Annotated in this window: 13 protein-coding genes; 9 read left to right on the top strand and 4 right to left on the bottom strand. The window is 41.1% G+C overall.

The features are described 5' to 3' along the window. The first annotated feature begins 42 nt into the window (after nucleotides 1–42). The 3 genes from PHAL_RS0100335 to PHAL_RS24205 all read left to right on the top strand — a co-directional run bounded on the left by PHAL_RS0100335 (nucleotide 43) and on the right by PHAL_RS24205 (nucleotide 4,833). Nucleotides 43–1,638 carry a lytic polysaccharide monooxygenase gene (locus PHAL_RS0100335; protein ID WP_016706401.1) on the top strand — a complete coding sequence of 532 codons (1,596 nt, stop codon included), beginning with the start codon at nucleotides 43–45 and terminating at the stop codon, nucleotides 1,636–1,638. 67 nt (nucleotides 1,639–1,705) lie between these two features. Continuing rightward, nucleotides 1,706–4,333, top strand: a complete 2,628-nt coding sequence (locus PHAL_RS0100330) for a glycosyl hydrolase family 18 protein (RefSeq protein ID WP_016706400.1) — start codon at nucleotides 1,706–1,708, stop codon at nucleotides 4,331–4,333. Between the two features lie 143 nt (nucleotides 4,334–4,476). Further along, the gene (locus PHAL_RS24205) at nucleotides 4,477–4,833 is read left to right on the top strand and encodes a transporter substrate-binding domain-containing protein (RefSeq protein ID WP_080571498.1); all 357 of its coding nucleotides are present in this window, start codon (nucleotides 4,477–4,479) and stop codon (nucleotides 4,831–4,833) included. Between the two features lie 549 nt (nucleotides 4,834–5,382). Here the strand turns inward: PHAL_RS24205 and PHAL_RS0100320 are convergent. After that, nucleotides 5,383–6,888: a phospholipase effector Tle1 domain-containing protein gene (locus tag PHAL_RS0100320; RefSeq protein ID WP_016706399.1), complete on the bottom strand. Its 1,506-nt coding sequence runs from the start codon at nucleotides 6,886–6,888 to the stop codon at nucleotides 5,383–5,385. A gap of 244 nt (nucleotides 6,889–7,132) precedes the next feature. On the opposite strand from PHAL_RS0100320, the gene PHAL_RS0100315 reads away from it, so the two are divergent. Beyond that, complete coding sequence (locus PHAL_RS0100315; RefSeq protein ID WP_016706398.1) at nucleotides 7,133–8,107, top strand: transposase; 975 nt, start codon at nucleotides 7,133–7,135, stop codon at nucleotides 8,105–8,107. A 309-nt stretch (nucleotides 8,108–8,416) separates the two neighbouring features. Here PHAL_RS0100315 and PHAL_RS0100310 read toward each other — a convergent pair whose 3' ends face one another. Beyond that, on the bottom strand, nucleotides 8,417–9,721 hold the full coding sequence (locus PHAL_RS0100310; protein WP_016706397.1) for an NAD(P)/FAD-dependent oxidoreductase: 1,305 nt from the start codon (nucleotides 9,719–9,721) through the stop codon (nucleotides 8,417–8,419). A 671-nt stretch (nucleotides 9,722–10,392) separates the two neighbouring features. Between PHAL_RS0100310 and PHAL_RS0100300 the strand changes: the two genes are divergently transcribed. The 3 genes from PHAL_RS0100300 to PHAL_RS0100290 all read left to right on the top strand — a co-directional run bounded on the left by PHAL_RS0100300 (nucleotide 10,393) and on the right by PHAL_RS0100290 (nucleotide 14,004). Then, on the top strand, nucleotides 10,393–11,325 hold the full coding sequence (locus PHAL_RS0100300) for a hypothetical protein (RefSeq protein WP_016706395.1): 933 nt from the start codon (nucleotides 10,393–10,395) through the stop codon (nucleotides 11,323–11,325). Between the two features lie 369 nt (nucleotides 11,326–11,694). Beyond that, entirely contained in the window at nucleotides 11,695–13,632 is a 1,938-nt protein-coding gene (locus tag PHAL_RS0100295; protein ID WP_016706394.1) for a RecQ family ATP-dependent DNA helicase, read from the top strand. A 45-nt stretch (nucleotides 13,633–13,677) separates the two neighbouring features. Beyond that, the gene (locus PHAL_RS0100290; protein ID WP_016706393.1) at nucleotides 13,678–14,004 is read left to right on the top strand and encodes a YkgJ family cysteine cluster protein; all 327 of its coding nucleotides are present in this window, start codon (nucleotides 13,678–13,680) and stop codon (nucleotides 14,002–14,004) included. Nucleotides 14,005–14,105: 101 nt separating this feature from the next. On the opposite strand, the gene PHAL_RS0100285 is transcribed toward PHAL_RS0100290, so the two are convergent. Both PHAL_RS0100285 and PHAL_RS0100280 read right to left on the bottom strand, forming a co-directional pair. Next, nucleotides 14,106–15,473: a TrkH family potassium uptake protein gene (locus PHAL_RS0100285; RefSeq protein WP_016706392.1), complete on the bottom strand. Its 1,368-nt coding sequence runs from the start codon at nucleotides 15,471–15,473 to the stop codon at nucleotides 14,106–14,108. After that, the gene (locus tag PHAL_RS0100280; protein WP_016706391.1) at nucleotides 15,470–16,129 is read right to left on the bottom strand and encodes a potassium channel family protein; all 660 of its coding nucleotides are present in this window, start codon (nucleotides 16,127–16,129) and stop codon (nucleotides 15,470–15,472) included. The genes PHAL_RS0100285 and PHAL_RS0100280 overlap by 4 nt, the downstream gene beginning before the upstream one ends. A gap of 181 nt (nucleotides 16,130–16,310) precedes the next feature. Here PHAL_RS0100280 and PHAL_RS0100275 point away from each other — a divergent pair, with 181 nt between their 5' ends. Further along, nucleotides 16,311–17,633: a DUF4118 domain-containing protein gene (locus tag PHAL_RS0100275; protein ID WP_016706390.1), complete on the top strand. Its 1,323-nt coding sequence runs from the start codon at nucleotides 16,311–16,313 to the stop codon at nucleotides 17,631–17,633. After that, the gene (locus PHAL_RS0100270) at nucleotides 17,626–18,294 is read left to right on the top strand and encodes a response regulator (protein ID WP_016706389.1); all 669 of its coding nucleotides are present in this window, start codon (nucleotides 17,626–17,628) and stop codon (nucleotides 18,292–18,294) included. The genes PHAL_RS0100275 and PHAL_RS0100270 overlap by 8 nt, the downstream gene beginning before the upstream one ends. Nucleotides 18,295–18,314 lie beyond the last annotated feature (20 nt).

Raw genomic sequence — 18,314 nt, 5'->3', positions numbered from 1 at the left:
ATTATTTACCCCTAAACTTGCGTCTTTTTAAAGGACAACACAATGACATCAATTAAATTGAAAACATTATCGCTATCAGCTGTAGCAAGTAGCGTATTACTTACCTTGCTGCCTACGAATGTTAGCGCACACGGCTATATGGACAGCCCTAAAGCACGCCAAGCTATTTGCCAAACCGATGGCGGTTATTGGTGGCCCGAAGATGGCACTAATATTCCAAACCTTGCTTGTCGTGCTGCATTTTTAGAATCTGGCACGGTGCAGTTTGTGCAAGATATTGAGTTTTCTGTAAATACACCGGATTACTTAAATCAAGCTGCGGTAGAGACGAGCGTACCAAATGGCTCTTTGTGCGCCGGTGGCGACAATGCTAAACGCGGTATGGATTTACCTTCGCCACATTGGCAGCGCAGTGATGTAGTGCCTAATGCTAATGGTGATATTCAAATTCGTTACCTTGCAGCAACGCCGCATAACCCAAGCTTTTGGAAGTTTTATTTAACTAAGCCTGGTTTTAATACTGCGACCGATGTTTTGACATGGGCTGATCTAGAATTGGTGCAAGATCATGACAATATTGAAGTGATCAAAGATACCGATGGTAAACGTTATTACGAAATGAGCGTTGCTATCCCGCAAGGGCGTAGCGGCGATGCTATTTTATATAGCCGCTGGCAACGTAACGATGTTGTAGGTGAAGGTTTTTATAACTGTAGCGATATTACCATTGTGACTGATGCTGGCCCAACTGATCCGAGTGTTTGGACGAGTGTCGGTTATTTTGTTCGTCAAGGACAAGATGCGATTGCAGGTGAGACCGTATGGGCTCGTTTGTTTGACGAAAATGGCCAAGAAGTGATTAATCAGCAGTTAAAAATAACCGCTGAAAACCAAGCCGACTGGCAACAAGCATTGGCAGCACAGCTGAACTTAGACTATGCCCATTTAGTACAAATTGGTGTGCAAAATCAAGCTGGTGAAGTGGTATTTAATAACAGTGATGTACTCACCAATCACGTTTATAGCAGCAATGCGAACTACACCTATACATTAAGTGTGCAAAGTGCACCTAGTAATACGGCTCCAATTGTTCATACACCAGATGATGTAGTGCTGGATGAAAATACCAGTACTACGTTACACCTTCATGCATTTGATGATGAGCAAACACAATTGACTTACAACTGGTCAGTGCCAGCGCCACTTAGCTTCACCGGTGGCGATGCAAACATTGTGATCACAGCGCCAGAAGTTTCTCTAAACACAAATTACAGTGTTTCTGTGTCGGTTTCTGATGGCCAGTTGAGCACTCAAACAAGTTTTACTGTCACCGTTAATGACAGCGCTATCACGGATCCTGTTGTGACGCCATGGAGCAGTAGTGCTATTTATCAAACGGGTGATCAAGCAAGTTTCCAAGGTGTTGTTTATACCGCTAAATGGTGGAATCAAGGTGAACAACCTGATAACTCAAATGCGTGGCAAGGGAGATCGACCTCTGATGTAAACAGTGACTGGAATGCAGGCAAAGCGTATCAAGCTGGTGCCGAAGTAACCTATCAAGGACAGCGCTATAGCGCTAAATGGTGGACTCAGGGGGATACTCCTGGACAAGCCAATGTATGGACTCAACTTTAAATAAAAGCTTAAGTTTTGTAGTTCAAACTTATTAAATAATTACATTAATAATGGATAAGAGAGAAATATGAATATCAAACAGTTAACCGCAGCCATTGGTGTTGCTTTATTTGCAGGCACAGTGTCTGCTGCGCCATCTACACCAAGCATCAACTGGGAGCCACAGCAATATTCGTTTGTTGAAGTGGACCTTGAAGGTAATGGCTCATATAAGCAACTTGTAACACGTGTTGAGCAAGTAAATATCAACATTGAATGGAGTGCATGGAGTGGTGATGGCGGTGACAGCTATAAAGTTTACTTCGATGACATGCTGGTCAATGAAGGGCCACTTGCAGCGGGTACTAAGACTGGAACCATCTCATTCCCGTATGATAAAGCGGGTCGTCATACATTGTATGTTGAGTTGTGTGAAGGCGGTACTACTTGTGCGCGCAGTGCTGGTAAGCCAATTGTAATTGCCGATACTGACGGTGGTCATTTAGCACCATTGCCTATGGATGTTGATCCTAACAACCGTGATATTGGTATCAAACAGGGCTTAGTAACGGGTGCGTATTTTGTTGAGTGGGGCATTTATGGCCGTGATTACGATGTAACCAATGTGCCAGCACAAAACTTAAGTCATATTTTGTATGGTTTTATTCCAATTTGTGGTGAAAATGCATCACTGACGGGGGGGCCTAAACGTGCACTTGAAACTGCATGTGCGGGCTCTGCTGATTATGAAGTGGTTATTCATGATCCGTGGGCTGCAGTACAAAAAGCGCTACCAGGTGTTGATGCTAAAGATCCAATTCGTGGTACTTATTCACAGTTAATGGCACTTAAACAACGTTATCCTGATCTGAAAATTTTACCATCAGTGGGTGGTTGGACATTATCAGACCCATTTGGCGGCTTTACTAATAAAGCTAACCGCGACACGTTTGTAGCCTCAATGGAAGAATTTTTAAGAACCTGGAAGTTCTACGATGGTGTTGATATCGACTGGGAATTCCCTGGTGGTGACGGCCCGAACCCAAACATTGGCGATCCGGTAAATGATGGTCCTGCATATGTTGCATTAATGCAAGAGCTACGCGCCATGCTAGATAAACTCGAAGCTGAAACAGGGCGTACTTATGAGCTAACATCAGCAATTGGTGCCGGTTACGATAAAATTGAAGATGTAGACTACCAAGCTGCTAGTCAGTATATGGATTACATTTTTGCTATGACGTATGACTTCTACGGTGCATGGAGCAATGTTACTGGCCATCAAACAGCACTTTATTGTGGTGAACACATGAGCGCAGGCCAATGTAATGGTACCGGCCTTGATGAAAATGGCGAGCCACGCAAAGGGCCAGCATACACAACCGACAATGCAGTTCAGCTGTTATTAGCGCAAAACGTACCATCGAAGAAGATAGTTGTTGGTGCTGCTATGTATGGCCGTGGTTGGGAAGGTGTATACCCGCAAAACGCGACAATTGATGGTAACCCAATGACGGCGCCAGGCAATGGCAAATTAACGGGCACTACAGCACAAGGTGTGTGGGAAGATGGTGTAATTGATTATAAAGGTATTAAAGCCCACATGATTGGTGCATCTGGCACTGGTATTAATGGCTTTGAGGTTGGCTATGATCATCAAGCACAAGCTGCATATGTATGGAATCGTTCGACTGGTAAATTAATCACTTACGATAACCGTGACTCTGTACTTGCTAAAGGTGCATATGTTAATCAGTATAACCTAGGTGGTTTATTTGCTTGGGAAATTGATGCTGACAACGGTGATATTTTAAATGCAATGCACGATGGTTTAGGTGGTGTTGTTCAACCAATAAATCAAAAACCAGTACTGAGCGTACAAAACTCAGTAACCATTAATGCAGGTGAGTCTGCATCAGTAAGTGCATCTGCTACAGATGCAGATAATGACGCACTTACATTCTCGTGGGCTGCATCAGCAGAGCTAACCGTATCAGGCGAAGCAACAAACACCTTGTCAATTACAGCGCCAGCTGTAACGCAAGACACCCAATTTACGGCAACAGTTAGTGTTAGCGATGGCAAAGCGACGGTAAGCAAAAACGTAGTAGTAAATGTGATTGCTGCTACATCTGGAGGGGACAACACAGCTCCTGTTGTTGATGCAATTGCAGATATCACTTTAGAAGAAAGTACATCAGCGAGCGTTGCGGTTGTTGCCGCAGATGCGCAAAATGATGCATTAACTTACTCATGGAGTGTACCGGCAGGCCTTACATTAACTGGCAGCGGTGCTAATGTGACCCTAACTGGCGGCACGGTAGATGCCGATACTAATCTTACAGTCTCTGTTGCGGTAAGTGATGGTCAACTTACGACGACACAAAGCTTTACAGTTACAGTAACTAACACAGATACTACAACGCCTCCTACAGGTACATGGGATGCAAGTAAAGTATATGTTGGTGGCGATACGGTTGTTTACAATGGCGTAACTTACAAAGCTAAGTGGTGGACACAGGGTAACCGTCCTGATTTAGGTGGTGTATGGGAAGCAACTACTCAACCTACAGATGAAACAGGAAGTGCGGTATGGCAATCAGCGGCTGTTTACAATAGCGGTGATGAAGTAACGCATCAAGGTGCTAAATACCAAGCTAAGTGGTGGACTCAAGGAAATGAGCCAGGCGTAGCGGATGTATGGAAAGCACTTTAATTTAATGTGTAGCCTAAGCCTACTCTTAGGTTATAAGTTAAAGTGACAATCCGATTTTAAAGCAGCTTTCGAGCTGCTTTTTTTGTTTTTTGATAGAGATACTCAATACTGTAATAGTCCCTTTTACTCGCTGATCAGGTTGTATTTATCAAATTAATGTATTTATTACTCGTACTATTGAGCGCTGGTGCATTTCGCTTCGAAAAAACGTTGCGTGTAGGCGTTGTGTCACCCTGGCCGCCTTTCGTTTTGATGGCGAACACGTACTTACAGGAATAGATGTGGATATTAGCCGCTTAGTACTGACTGAAGCAGGTTTTTGTAGTGAATTTGTACGTTTTCCATCATCTTCTCGGGGCTTGTTGGAACTTGAGAATGGCCGAGTAGACTTACTTACAGCGGCTAGTTACACTGACTCAAGGGCGCATACAGTTATTTTTCAACCCCCTATAGGCGCGAACGAATGCGATTGTTTTGGTATGAAAATACCAGCTATTTAATGCATAGCTTATCGGATTTACTGGCTATAAAAAACCATTGTAGTTAATAGTGGCGGGTATTATGGCGCAGAGTTTGAGCGGTTAAGTCAAGATACTCACTATAAAGAATTAATTGCACGAGTCCCTTTACTTACTCATCGATTGCATATATTAAAAGCCAAACGTGTTGATTTTATGATTGATGATGAGATCTCAGGGCTATACCTCATTAACCAAGAAGAAATACCTAGTATAACGTTAAACCCCTATGTTATACCAATCGACTTAAATATTTAACCATTCTAGCGGGCTAAATAAAGCGCTAACTGCGTTATAAATTTTTAATGCAGAACAACTACATGTCAAAATTTATGCCTTGTTATCACGCCATTTATCTGTCGCTATAAATGGTCAGTAACTTAACACGATTGGTATTATTCACGATAACCCCATTCATTTTATGCTCAGTCGCAAGACCGTTTCACAGCTTGAGGTGGATAGAATTAATGCTGCTATCACGACAAATCAAAGCAATATTAAAGAGGTTATCGCGAACTACACGACAGCTATTTAGCCCAGCCGGGTAATGTGTATTTTGATACGCCCAGCATTGGCACCATAAAAACGCATTAGATCATTTGCAAAAGGCGTGAACTCCCCTGAATGGGTCATTTTAAACTCACCGCCATCGGCTATTTCAAAGGCATCATTGTCACGGTGAGCGATTGCACCAATTAAAGCGAACCAGTTTGCATGTGGTAGGCGCCTAAACGGCTCAAGCAAGGCCATGGGGATCTCTTTAACGCCCAGTTGTAAATTGTCTCGATGCCAACCTTGAGGGCCGCATTTTACGCCGTCATCATACCAAAGTTGTTCAGGGTATGGGCTAAACCGATAGGTGGCGCCCTGCTCAAGCATCAGTCCTGTTGCATTGTATTGCTCTGAGGCGTATACCAATACATCTTGGCTTTGGCCTATTTTAAGTACCGACATATTTTGACTTTGCAATGCTATATGCGCAGATAAACCATTAAAACTAAGCATACTGTGATCCGCATACAGCAGTTGATAGGCTAAGTTTTTTAGAGACTCTGGGCGATAGCTGGTCAATTTATTTATTCGATGAGCAACACTATGGTGAATCGTTGGGCGTAATTCACTTTGTTCATCATCGACTAACACAATACATTCTCGATCAATGAGCTTAAATAACGGGTTAAACCAAAAATAGTTTTGTTGATGACTCAAGGCGAATGGATCTGGGGTGATAGTCATATCATCCTGGGCAATCAGACTGTTTTGCCCATCAGGAAACAGTGCTGCATAATCGATAGCTTGGCTTGACAAAAAGGTTAAAGGAATAGGGAGTTCTAGCAACCACTCAATGGCGAAACGTAAGCAAATATCGGCTAAACCATCACGGTAATAACCACCTCCAATATCAGAGTGCGCGCCCGCAAACCACACTTCTAGAACATTGTTTTGATGGTTGATTAAGGTTGGCTCAAAGGCTCTACGTTTTTCATCAAGCGCGACACAATGTAAAGCTTGGTCAATATTGGTGGCTAAAGTATGATTTTCAAAAATAACATGTTCAGCCCCTCGAGTAGCCTTGGTAACTTTAGATAATCCAATAGATGCAACGGTATCAAACACGCATAAATGTATATTATTACTTATTAATGGCTCTAGGCACTTAGCAAAACGCCTCGCAAGTGCAGCACCGCGGCTAAAACCAGTGAGTAGTACAGTATCACCTGCTGTGTAGTTTTGTTTAAAGTCGTTTATTGCATGTTTTAAAATACTAGCTACGTCATCATCACGAGGTGCTAAGGTTTGATTTAGTAACCGTTTTAAACGACTACCTTTAGTACCAATTCCTTGATAATAGAAGCTAAGTTGAGTGTTAAATACAGTTGTGGGGTTGAAATTCAAGCTACCGCCGAATAATAAGTGCAGCTTGAGAATGTTCGAAATACTGGCATCTTCTTTAAAATGAGCAGAACTAAACTGCTCAGCATCACGGGGCTCACTGCCGGTACCATCAAAGTTGAAAATCAGCGTTTTAGCCGTCATAGCATCATTCCTTTCAGTTGGTTTATGCTAATTTACAGGGGAAATATTAAAATTTGAAGACAATATTTAATGCTCTTAACTGTACTCTAATAGTAAGAAGACACCCACTTTTGTTAGTACTAGCGATGATTTAAAAAGACGGTCTAGACTGACACCCATTTTTCCAGATAAAAATAACAGCTGAATTTGCAGCATTAGCGTAATAGGCTAGTATTGATAAAGGGACGTGGTTTTTGAGATATTTATGGCTACAGCAAGGCATCGCCAAATTAGTTTAGTAAACACACGCTATTATCATTGCGTATCACGCTGTGTTAGAAGGGCTCATTTATGTGGAGTTGATAAATATACAGGCCAATCATATGAGCATAGAAGGCAATGGGTTGAAGATAAGTTAATGCGTCTAGCTTCAATATTTTTTATTGATATTTGTGCTTATGCAGTAATGAGCAATCATACACACATAGTGTTGCATGTTGATAACAAAAAGGCTGGGCGGGTAAATGATAGAGCTATAGCTATACGTTGGCATAAAGCGTTTAAAGGTTCTGATATTACACACCGTTTTGCTAAAGGGGGGAAGCTCTCTGAAGCCGAAACCGTAATTGCCTCAGACAATATAAAACAGTATCGTGCAAGGTTGATGGATATCAGCTGGTTTATGCGTTCGTTAAATGAATATATTGCACGTCGAGCTAATAAAGAAGATAACTGTAAAGGGCGATTTTGGGAAGGCCGATTCAAATCGCAAGCCTTGCTTGATGAGCCTGCATTAATAGCTTGTATGGCATATGTAGATTTAAACCCAGTTCGAGCCGGTATTGCCGATACACCTGAAAGTTCAAATTTTACAAGTGTTCAAAAACGCATTACTTCTGCTGCAAAGGGGAAGCAGTCTCAATTTTTATTACGTTTTTCAGGAATGACAACTAAGCAAATGACTAAAGGCTTACCCTTTGAATTAACTTCGTATTTAACCTTGGTTGATGTGACAGGACGTTGTATTCGTGCTGAAAAAATTGGCTATATTCCTAGGGAGTTACCCCCTCTGCTTGAAAGGTTGCATATAGAGCCTAAAAATTGGTTAAAGCTAACAAGTAAGTTTACTACTGTGTTTCATGGAGCTGTCGGTCGGCCTGAGTCATTAAAATTATTTTGCCAGCATAAGTATTTTAAACGGCGCTCAAACCTTACTAATTGTGAAAAGTTATTAGCATAATTTTTTGCCCGTTATACACCTAAACCTGCCTCAATAAATATTGTGCTGATGTGCGTTGTAAAATGTTTCACTATTTTCCTGAAAATCCTATTTAGAGCGTATTTCTATTAACTTTATAAAGCGCGCCTACTCTCAAGCTTGCTTAACCAGATAAGTTGTGGCCGCTTTATTAATAAATGGATGTCAATTATTAATAGTGGATGTCTATTATAAAAGGGTGGGTGTCTTTTATAAGAGGTGATAAAAGGGTGGATGTCTTTTATAAGAGGTGGCGAGGTGTGCGCAACCTGCCACCAATATTTTAAGTGTTTAATGTAGCTTCATTTTTGGTCTTACCACTCGTAGCACTTTTTCACTTATCCAAAGAGCAAATGTTTTTGCGCTGCCATGAATAGCACGTTGGTGCATGCGGTAGAGTGAGATATACATAAAACGGGCAATCCTACCTTCGATAAAAAAGCTGTTGCTGGTGAGGTTACCCATTAAACTGCCTACAGTGCTGTAACGCGATAAATTAACCAATGAGCCATGGTCATTATATTCAAACCTGCGAAGCGGTTGTTGACGTAATGTCGCCATTAGATTTTTTTCAACACATTGTGCCATTTGGTGAGCTGATTGCGCGCGCGGTGGCACGAGTTTTCCGTCTTGTTGGGTAAACGCACAGCAATCACCCAGTACATAAATTCGCTCGTCACAGTTACTTTGTAAGTAGTCATTGACCATTATTTGGTTATTACGAGTCAGCTCAAAAATCCCCAATTCTTTAACAAAATCAGGGGCTTTAACACCAGCGGCCCATACCATAATATCGGCATCGATCTGCTCATCATCTTTGGTGATAAAACCTTGTTCAGTGGCTTGTTTAACTTGGGTATTTTCACGAACATGAACGCCTAGCTTTAATAACTCTCGCTTTGCAGAGTTAGCAATTCTATCTGGTAGGGCCGGTAATATTCGCGGACCAGCTTCAATTAAGTGGATATGTAAGCGTTTAGCCGACATATTTGTAAGGCCGTAAAGCTTTAATAGATCAGAGACATGATACAGCTCAGCAGAAAGCTCGACACCCGTTGCACCACCCCCCACAATGGCAATATTTAATGCGTGCTGTGGGTCGTCATCTTGATGTAGGCGAGTAAAGTTATCGAGTAGCGCGTGTTGAAAGCGTTCAGCCTGTTGATTTGAATCAAGATAAAAACAATGCTCTTTAATACCAGGAGTGTTGAAATCGTTACTTACACTACCAATGGCGATGACTAGGTAGTCATAATGAACGGTACGCTGTGGCAAAATTTGATGGCCTAGCTCGTCATTTAAAGCGCTTAAAGTTATTGTTTTATCAGCATTATTTAGAGCACAAAAAGTACCTAATTGAAAGTTGTAATGGTGCTTTGCTGCATGGGCTGAGTAAACTACACCATCTAAATCGGCATCAATAGAGCCCGTTGCTACTTCATGAAGTAACGGCTTCCAAATGTGAGTGCGGTTTTTATCTATAAGTAGAATATCGGCTTGTTTTTTCTTTCCTAGTTTATGTCCTAATTGCGTTGCTAGCTCTAAGCCGCCAGCACCGCCACCGATGATCACGATTTTAGGATGTGTTGTTATCATTACGTTGCCCTCAAAAGAATTATACCTAAATACTCTTTTGGTGGCTCAAGGCAAAGAATACTTAGGTATTGAGCAGGCTGAAGCGTTAAAACACCTTTTCAAGCAACGCTTTAATAATGCGCCTTTTAAATTGATTTGTCAGTAAAATAATCATTCTAAACAACAAAGTTATCAATCATCATAGGCTTACAGGAAATCCATAGTACTGGATATTAGCTGTGGTTTTCAAAGAAGATGTCAGTCAATACATGAATCACTAAGTGCGCAGTATATAGCTGTATTTTTCAGAGTGAAAAGAAGCATGGTAAAACAATATATAAATAGCAAAAGACTATAAGAAGTAAATGTTAATAGATTGTTTTTCTTATTTTTAGAGATGAGTTGTTATTTGATTTATATCATTCACAAAGCATGTTCGCGCCCTGATATTTTAAGGCTTAAAATAGTTAGTGAGTTAAGCTAAATTTGACAATTTTCTTATTTAATTGTTTAATTGTTGTTCAATGTGTGCGGTATTTCGAAGATTAATTCGAAGTGCAGTAAGGCAATATACGAATAGTAAGCGTTCAATAATAAGTTAGTGTACAAAGGGCTATTGTTATGCTTCGGGATCGAGTTATAACGTGAGTTCGCTACTTTGATATGATTAAAAGTATAAGGGAATTACTTAAATGAAGATGCTAATTAATATCACTATTTTTGTTTTATTTTTAACTCTATTTAAAGTACAGGCAGCTACCCCAGAAATACTCGCCAGTTCAGTAGTCAAATGTGATTACTGTAGTCAAACCGATATTCGAACTCATGCTAGAACCATGTATCTTCATGCACCTATTGGTGAGTATAATATGGCTTACCTCGATCTAGGAAGGGGCGTTTATTCTAAAGTTACCGTATCTGTTAGCTCTGCTTCTTTCGGGGGAGGTGATGGTTGGGGTGGTAATAGCGAACAAACCACACTGGACGTAATGGTAAACTCAAACGATCAAACTTCCAACCAACGGCTTAAAGATATTAAAAGTGAATATAATGGTATCACTAATGTTCTTAACGGTGGGTATCAGTTAGATGATTCATTTGCTTTTAGAAGTGTTTATGAAGCCCTTTTACATAAAAACGCTTTTATATCTCAAATAGAACATTTTGTTTATAGTGACGGTAGAATATCTACAAAGATACACAATGCTAAAGCTATAGCTGAGATATTAGCTGGTAATACGAGTATATCGGCCAGTGCAGTGGTTGCGGGAGTTGCGATAGCAGCAATTAATAATACTTATGTGATAGTTAGTTTTTCTGATGGTACGAAAATAGAAGTTAAATTTTCGATAAAACTTGTTAATGGAAATGTGGAACTTGATGTTACAGGACTTGGACAAGCTCGTGATGAAAATGATGAACTTGTGCCAATGTCTTCTTTCGAATTAAGAGATAAGTCATTTTCTGGCGCATACGGAGACGCTTTCTTTAGGTATATTGAATCACTTGGAACGATGGTTACTATTTCTGGTGGGAGTGGTGGTGATTCAAAGACTTGCCGTGCCGAAAAAATGGATTGTGATTCAGAGGGGCAAAAGTGTGTAGTAAATTATAGCTGTAATTAATCGTAACGTGATAATTGCCTTGTGTAGAAAAACTATATAGGGCGATTATTCTTCCTTACCCCATCCAACCATCCAACTATTCAAGTAATACAAGAGATATTTAAATTTCTTGGCACTGCATTTACAACTATAAGCTGTGCAATCGCACTACTGCATGATGCAGAATAACCGTGGAACAATTACCGTCCATAACTAAACTGCATTTTTGCAGCCTTGCCTAAACTCAAATACACCGCTGAAAAAGTAACTTCGAAAGATCAACACGCCCCAGATAAGCCAAGAAACAAAACTAAAATAAAGTTACCATAGCGAATATTGAATTTTCAAACTATGATTTCCTTTATTAGGGAATTTAATAAAGGAAATATTATGAGCGATACGTTACTTTCCTCGCTTGAGCAGCATTTTGGTTTTAATCAATTTCGCCAAGGCCAGCAACAAACGATTGAGCAGCTGTTAAATAATCAATCATCTCTGGCTATCTTTCCGACCGGCTCTGGTAAGTCTTTGTGTTACCAGCTGACAGCGTTACATTTACCAAATTTAACCTTAGTGGTTTCGCCGCTATTGGCCTTGATGAAAGATCAAATCAGCTTTTTAAATACCAAAGGCATTTACGCAGCGAGTTTAGATTCAAGCCAAACAGCAGAGCAAAGCCATACCGTTATGGCTGATGTGCGCTCAGGTAAAGTGAAAATTCTGATGGTGTCGGTAGAGCGCTTTAAAAATGAGCGATTTCGTGAGTTTATTAATCAAATTGCTATTTCTATGCTGGTGGTTGATGAAGCGCACTGTATTTCTGAATGGGGCCATAACTTTAGGCCTGATTATTTAAAGCTACCACGTTATCGTGATGAGTTAAATATTCCTCTCGTATTGCTATTAACGGCTACTGCTACTAAAAAAGTAAAGCGTGATATGAGCGAACGTTTTGCAATTGCACCAGAATGTATTGTTCAAACTGGATTTTATCGCGCTAATTTAGATTTATCAGTCTTGAGTGTTAAAACGGCTGAAAAAGCCAGTACACTCGCTAAAATTGTTCGCGATCAACAAGGCCCAGGCATTGTTTATGTGACTTTGCAGCATACCGCTGAACAAGTCGCTGAAGCACTTAGCCGCCAAGGCTTACATGCTGTGGCTTATCATGCTGGGCTTGAAGACACCTTACGGTACAATATTCAAGATGACTTTATGGCGGGTAAAATTAATGTGGTTGTTGCCACAATTGCGTTTGGCATGGGGGTTGATAAGTCAGACATTCGCTTTGTTATTCACTATGATTTACCAAAATCGATTGAAAACTACAGCCAAGAAATTGGCCGTGCAGGACGTGACGGACAGTCATCACAATGTTTTACGTTGGCTAATTTAGATGGCTTAAACACGGTTGAAAACTTTGTTTATGGTGACACCCCTGAGCTTAATGGTATTGAATTTGTTATAAATGATATTCGTCAACACCAAGATCAACAACAGCAGTGGGAGATGCAGGAATACAGTCTCTCAAGCGACAGTAATATTCGTCAGTTAGCGCTAAAAACCTTACTCGTACAGCTGGAGATGCAAGGTGCAATAACGCCGCTATACGCTTATTACGCTGACTTTAAATATAAGTTTTTAGAAGATAAAGCCGCATTATTAAGTCATTTTGACGCAGCCCGCCAAGAGTTTTTAAATTTAATATTCAGCCATACTCAATTTAAAAAAATCTGGGGTACGTTAAATTTTGATACCCTTACCCAAACCGCTCAGGTTGATCGAAAACGGGTAGTTGCAGCCCTAGATTACTTAGCCGAGAAAAATTTAATAGCCCTTGAAACAAAGCGAATCACCCAAGTCTATCAAGTACATAGTCACGTTATTAGTAACCCTGAGTTAGCACAGCAGTTACATGCTTACTTTGTAGGTAAAGAGCAAGCAGAGATCAAACGTATTGGCGCATTAATTCGCTTTTTTGAACTCAGAACATGTTTAAGCTATAACCTTGCTCGTTATTTTGATGATAACCAAGCACCGCAGCAATGCGGCCATTGTTCGGTATGTAGAGGCCAAGCTGTAACACTTGAATACTCTCTCGCTCACCACTTTGCTGACGATGCTGTCATTTATCAAAAGGTTGATGAATTAATTAGTCACCTCGCGAGTAAAGGTATAAATAACCTAGGTATTGAAACCCAGTGCCGCTTTTTAGCAGGTATGAGTGTACCGTTATTTGCCCGTAATAAAGTTCGCCAGCTTAGCGGGTTTGGCTTATGTGAACAACAGCGTTACAGTGAAATAAAAGCGAAATTGCTGGCACGCTAAACTCACTCAGGTATGCTAGAGGCTTATTCTTAAAAGTAAGCCTTTATGCCCCACATAGTTCGCCCCGACAAAAATGCCATTGCAGTAAAAAATATTACGTCAGCTAAAGAACTTGTTACCTGCGCGAACTGCCAAGCTTGTTGTTGCCAGTTGGAAGTACGTATTGTAACTGATACTGGCGTGCCATTTCATTATATTGCATATGATAAATGGGGCAGTGAAGTGATGAAACGCGCTGCAGACGGTTGGTGTCAAGCTCTTGATCGTAATACCTTAATGTGTTCAATTTACGAAAATCGTCCGTTAGTATGCCGCGAATTTGAAATGGCATCTGACGAATGTGTCACCGAGCGTGATATCGCAGGGATCTGAATTGCCTTGTAAAGTGAAGTTTCACTTTCAAAAATTTACTTCCTTTAATTCTTCCATGAATTAAAGGTGGGTGTCTTTGCTATTAATATCAACGTTGTTTATTAACCAATTTGAATTGAGGTGACTGGGTAGGTTAGCGGTTGCTTTTTTTGTTTGGCAAAGCAATAGGCGAATGTTAGTGGGCCAACGCGGCCAATAATCATTAATAGTATGATCAAGCATTGACTCGAGGTGCCAAGCTCACTTGTAATGCCTCTTGAAAGGCCAACGGTGCTCAGTGCTGAAATTACTTCAAAACTAATATCCATCACGGCTAATGGTTCGATGCGGGCGATGATCATAATGCTGGTGAAGGCGATAAACATATATAAAATCATCACGCTTAATGCTTTGATAACTAGTTTGTCACTGAGCTGGCGGTTGAATATAGTCACCGTAGCGTGTTGGCGTAGGTAGCTGTACATGGCTAATAATAAAATGACAAAAGTGCCTAACTTGATCCCACTGGCGGTGCTAACTGAACCGCCGCCAATCATCATTAGCAACATAGTAAATAATGTTGAGTCGGTAGTCAGTGAGTCAATTGGTAGTGTATTAAACCCTGCTGTACGAGGTGTGACGGCTTGAAACCAGGCGCTGAGAAGTTGTTCATTGATTGACAAGTTAGCTAAAGTAAGTGGGTTTGTGTATTCAAATAAAAATATTAGTACAAAGGCTAAGCTATTAATGATTAAGGTTGCAAGTAGAACAATACGGGTATTGGTTGCTAACTTTTGCCAGCGACGTTGCTGGTAAATGTCGATCAGTACAGTAAAACCTAACCCGCCTGTTATAAATAACACAGTGATCACTAAATTGACCATAAAATCACCACGAAACTGACTCAGGCTGTCAGGACTTAATGCAAAGCCTGCATTGTTAAAGGCTGATATGGTGTAAAACAGGCTTTGATAAGCGCTGTGCCAAATGCCGTAGTCATCAAACCAACTAGCCCAAAGTAGTAGAAAAGCGATACTTTCAATAATTAAAGAATAAACCACCACATATTTAGCCACTTTTATCACACCCGATAAGTCGTTAGTGTCAAGAGCTGTACTTGCTAATAGTCGCTGTTGTAAGCCCAGCGTTTTACCTAAGCTTAAGAGTGAAATAACTGCAACCGTCATAAAGCCAATGCCACCAATTTGAATGAGTACCATAACAACACTTTGGCCAAATAATGTCAGTGCGGTCCCCGTGTCAATTACCACAAGCCCTGTTACTGTCACTGCTGACGTGGCGGTAAACATAGCTTGCATTAGGCTCAGTGGCTTGGTGCTGGCAAGTGGAGTAAGTAACAAACCGGTACCGATAATAATTAAAACAATAAAGCCACAGGTTAATATAAGCGGCGGATTTAATTTACGCTGCTTATAGTTAGTTCCTTGTACAAAGGTTTTAGGGTAGCTGTTTGCCTGCCAGTTGATCATAGTACTTTGAACCTTTTGGCTAGTTTTGTTAGGTAGGTTTTTGAGCCCAATAACACTAAACTGTCACCGTGGCGCAGCTCGGTATCTAAATTTAATTCTGTATTAAAATATTCGTCACGGCGTAGGGTAAGTGGTTTAATATCACTACCGCGCTCTTTTAATAACCAGCCGATGGTGCGCCCTGATAGATGTAAATCAATCGCCAGCTCTACAATAAAAGTGCTCTGAGTAAGAGCAAAATATTGATTTACCATAGGGTAATTAAGCGCTTGCGCAACGCGTACGCCCATTTCTTCTTCTGGATGGATAATTCGAGAGACACCCAACTTACTCAATATTTGATGATGACTTTTCGTGCAGGCTTTCACCCAAATCTCTTTTACCCCTAAGTTTTTAAGGTGTAATACACATAAAATACTGGCTTCAATGTTTTCGCCAATAGCGACTAAAACGGCTTGGCAGCTAATTAAATCAAGGCGAGCCAATTGCGCTTCATCACTGGCGTCTATCACTACGGTATAGCTAAGCTGATGAGCATAATGATTTACTGTGCTGTCACTTATATCAGCAGCGCAAACATGATGCCCTTGATGAGCCAGCTCTAAACAAGCGGTTACACCGAACCGCCCTAAACCAATTACTGCAAACTGCGCCATGTTGAATACTCATTGAAAGTTAAAAGACTCGCAGAGTGTAAGGCGCGAAAAATAAAAGTCAGTGGCTATGGGTTAAGCTTTATAAAGATTTAATACTCAGGGTAAAAAACTTTATAAAAACTTTATAGTCGCTGCTCAGTTATCGCAGTAAGCTAGGGTATGCGTTTTTGAAGAGCAAAAAATGAAGATAAAACAATACCTCAGTGCTATTGCTGCGAGTGTACTGATGCCAATACTGATTGTGCTGGCTATTTTTCCTGTGCGGGATTGGTTTACCACCACCGATATTGTGATGTTGCAATTAGTGTGGGTCACGTTGGTGGCACTGCGCAGCAATCGTCGTGTGGCGGCAATTACTACCTTGGTCAGTGTAGCTTGCACCGATTGGTTTTTTGTAACCCCCTATTTTACTTTTCATATTGAAAATATTGAGTATGTAGTGACCTTTGCGGTCATGCTGATAGTAGGATTAGTGATAAGTCAATTAGCAGGTCAACTGACGAGTAAAATTAATGACATTAAACAGCATGCTAGTAATACAAGTTGCCTATACGAGCTTGCCAAAGGGTTAAATGGCCTCGATGAAATTGATAGCCAGCGCGGCTATTTTCAAACAACTGTTGAGCACCATCTGCATATTACTCTCGATTGGTGGCAAGTTATACCGGTTAAGCAGCCACAATCAAGGTGTTATTTTGTGAACGGTGAAATTGATAGTTGTTGGGGCGGTTTTACTGCATCACAGTCGCTGGATGAGGCGAGAAGTGCATTTTTAAACACTGCTATTTCAGTGCTATATCAGGCGCATGAGAACACGAAGTTGCGCCAACAATCGGCTGCTATCTCTGTGCAAGCCGAGCTTGAGCGTGCTAAAAATGCTTTGTTGCGTAGTTTGTCCCATGACTTACGAACCCCACTGGCTACGATTATGGGGGCATCGAGTATGCTCGCGGATGAAAACATTGTACTTAATGAAGAAATGGCTGCAGAGCAAGCACGTAATATTTTTGAGCAAAGTAAAATTCTCAATGAGCATTTTGATAAGGTTATGGAGCTTAGTCGGGTCAATAAAATGGGCGAAGACTTGCAATGGCAAAGCATCAGTTTGCAAACCTTGATCAGTGAGGCTCAGGCACGCCGCCAGCAGTTGTTAATTAATTTTGAGCTCACCACAGCGATCAGTGAACAAGACAGTTGCCAAGGGGATATCACCCTACTCGAAATTGCGTTGGCTAACATGTTTGAAAATGCTAGCCGCTACGGAAATGGCCACGCGACGCTCAGTTTTAGCTATCAGCAAGATGCGCAGCAAATTGACTATCAATTACGGATCACCAATCAATTAGCAAGTTCATTGCCATCAAGCACTGATCAAGGGGTTGGTTTGGGCAGTGTAATTTGTGATGTGGTTGCTAAATTTCATCATGGGCGTTTTACTTTAGAAATCAATGAACAACAACAAAGCGCCAGTGCCTGTTTAGCATGGAGTAAGTTACATGATTAATATTCTAGCGTTAGAAGATTCGCCGCCACTGCAAAGCTTTTTAAAAACCCTATTAGCTGCCAGTGGCTACCAAGTGAGTGTGAGTGCTAAAGGGCTTGATGGCTTTGCGCTTTTAAGTGAGCAACAGTTTGATCTCGTGCTCTTGGACTTAGGCTTACAGGATATGGATGGGCAAGATTGGCTATTAGAACTTAGGCAGTGGAGCCAGTTACCAGTGCTCGTGCTCTCAGCACGTGATGGTGAAGTTGAAAAAGTCACCGCTCTTGATAATGGCGCGAATGATTACCTAACAAAGCCTTTTAGTGCCAACGAATTACTAGCGCGTATTCGTGTGTTACTGCGCACGAATACGCAAACGAGCGCAGCTTTAAGCTGTGGTAGTATTAGCATTGATCCACATAAACACCTGGTTATGGTGGCGCAACAAGAAGTTAAACTTACCAAAAAAGAATATGCAATTTTATTGTTGATGCTGCAAAACAAAGACAAAGTGCTCACCCACAATGCAATATTAAGCCAAGTATGGGGAGAGCAATATATTAATCGGCCTGAATATATCCGAGTGCATATGGCTCAGCTAAGGCAGAAACTAGAAGCAAACCCAGCCAGCCCAAAGCATTTACTTACAGAGCCTGCCGTGGGGTATCGGTTAGTTGATTAATCTTGCCTGAAAAGATTCGC

The organism is Pseudoalteromonas haloplanktis ATCC 14393 (assembly GCF_000238355.1).
Taxonomy (GTDB): Bacteria; Pseudomonadota; Gammaproteobacteria; order Enterobacterales; family Alteromonadaceae; genus Pseudoalteromonas; species Pseudoalteromonas haloplanktis.
Note: the sequence above shows the minus strand (reverse complement) of the source record. Positions and strands in the feature narration are given on the sequence as shown.

Bases quoted from the DNA above. Each gene is read 5' to 3' on its own strand.
- PHAL_RS0100335 (WP_016706401.1), top strand. From the start codon at position 43: ATGACATCAATTAAATTGAAAACATTATCGCTATCAGCTGTAGCAAGT.
- PHAL_RS0100330 (WP_016706400.1), top strand. From the start codon at position 1,706: ATGAATATCAAACAGTTAACCGCAGCCATTGGTGTTGCTTTATTTGCA.
- PHAL_RS0100320 (WP_016706399.1), bottom strand. From the start codon at position 6,888: ATGACGGCTAAAACGCTGATTTTCAACTTTGATGGTACCGGCAGTGAG.
- PHAL_RS0100315 (WP_016706398.1), top strand. From the start codon at position 7,133: ATGGCTACAGCAAGGCATCGCCAAATTAGTTTAGTAAACACACGCTAT.
- PHAL_RS0100310 (WP_016706397.1), bottom strand. From the start codon at position 9,721: ATGATAACAACACATCCTAAAATCGTGATCATCGGTGGCGGTGCTGGC.
- PHAL_RS0100300 (WP_016706395.1), top strand. From the start codon at position 10,393: ATGAAGATGCTAATTAATATCACTATTTTTGTTTTATTTTTAACTCTA.
- PHAL_RS0100295 (WP_016706394.1), top strand. From the start codon at position 11,695: ATGAGCGATACGTTACTTTCCTCGCTTGAGCAGCATTTTGGTTTTAAT.
- PHAL_RS0100290 (WP_016706393.1), top strand. From the start codon at position 13,678: ATGCCCCACATAGTTCGCCCCGACAAAAATGCCATTGCAGTAAAAAAT.
- PHAL_RS0100285 (WP_016706392.1), bottom strand. From the start codon at position 15,473: ATGATCAACTGGCAGGCAAACAGCTACCCTAAAACCTTTGTACAAGGA.
- PHAL_RS0100280 (WP_016706391.1), bottom strand. From the start codon at position 16,129: ATGGCGCAGTTTGCAGTAATTGGTTTAGGGCGGTTCGGTGTAACCGCT.
- PHAL_RS0100275 (WP_016706390.1), top strand. From the start codon at position 16,311: ATGAAGATAAAACAATACCTCAGTGCTATTGCTGCGAGTGTACTGATG.
- PHAL_RS0100270 (WP_016706389.1), top strand. From the start codon at position 17,626: ATGATTAATATTCTAGCGTTAGAAGATTCGCCGCCACTGCAAAGCTTT.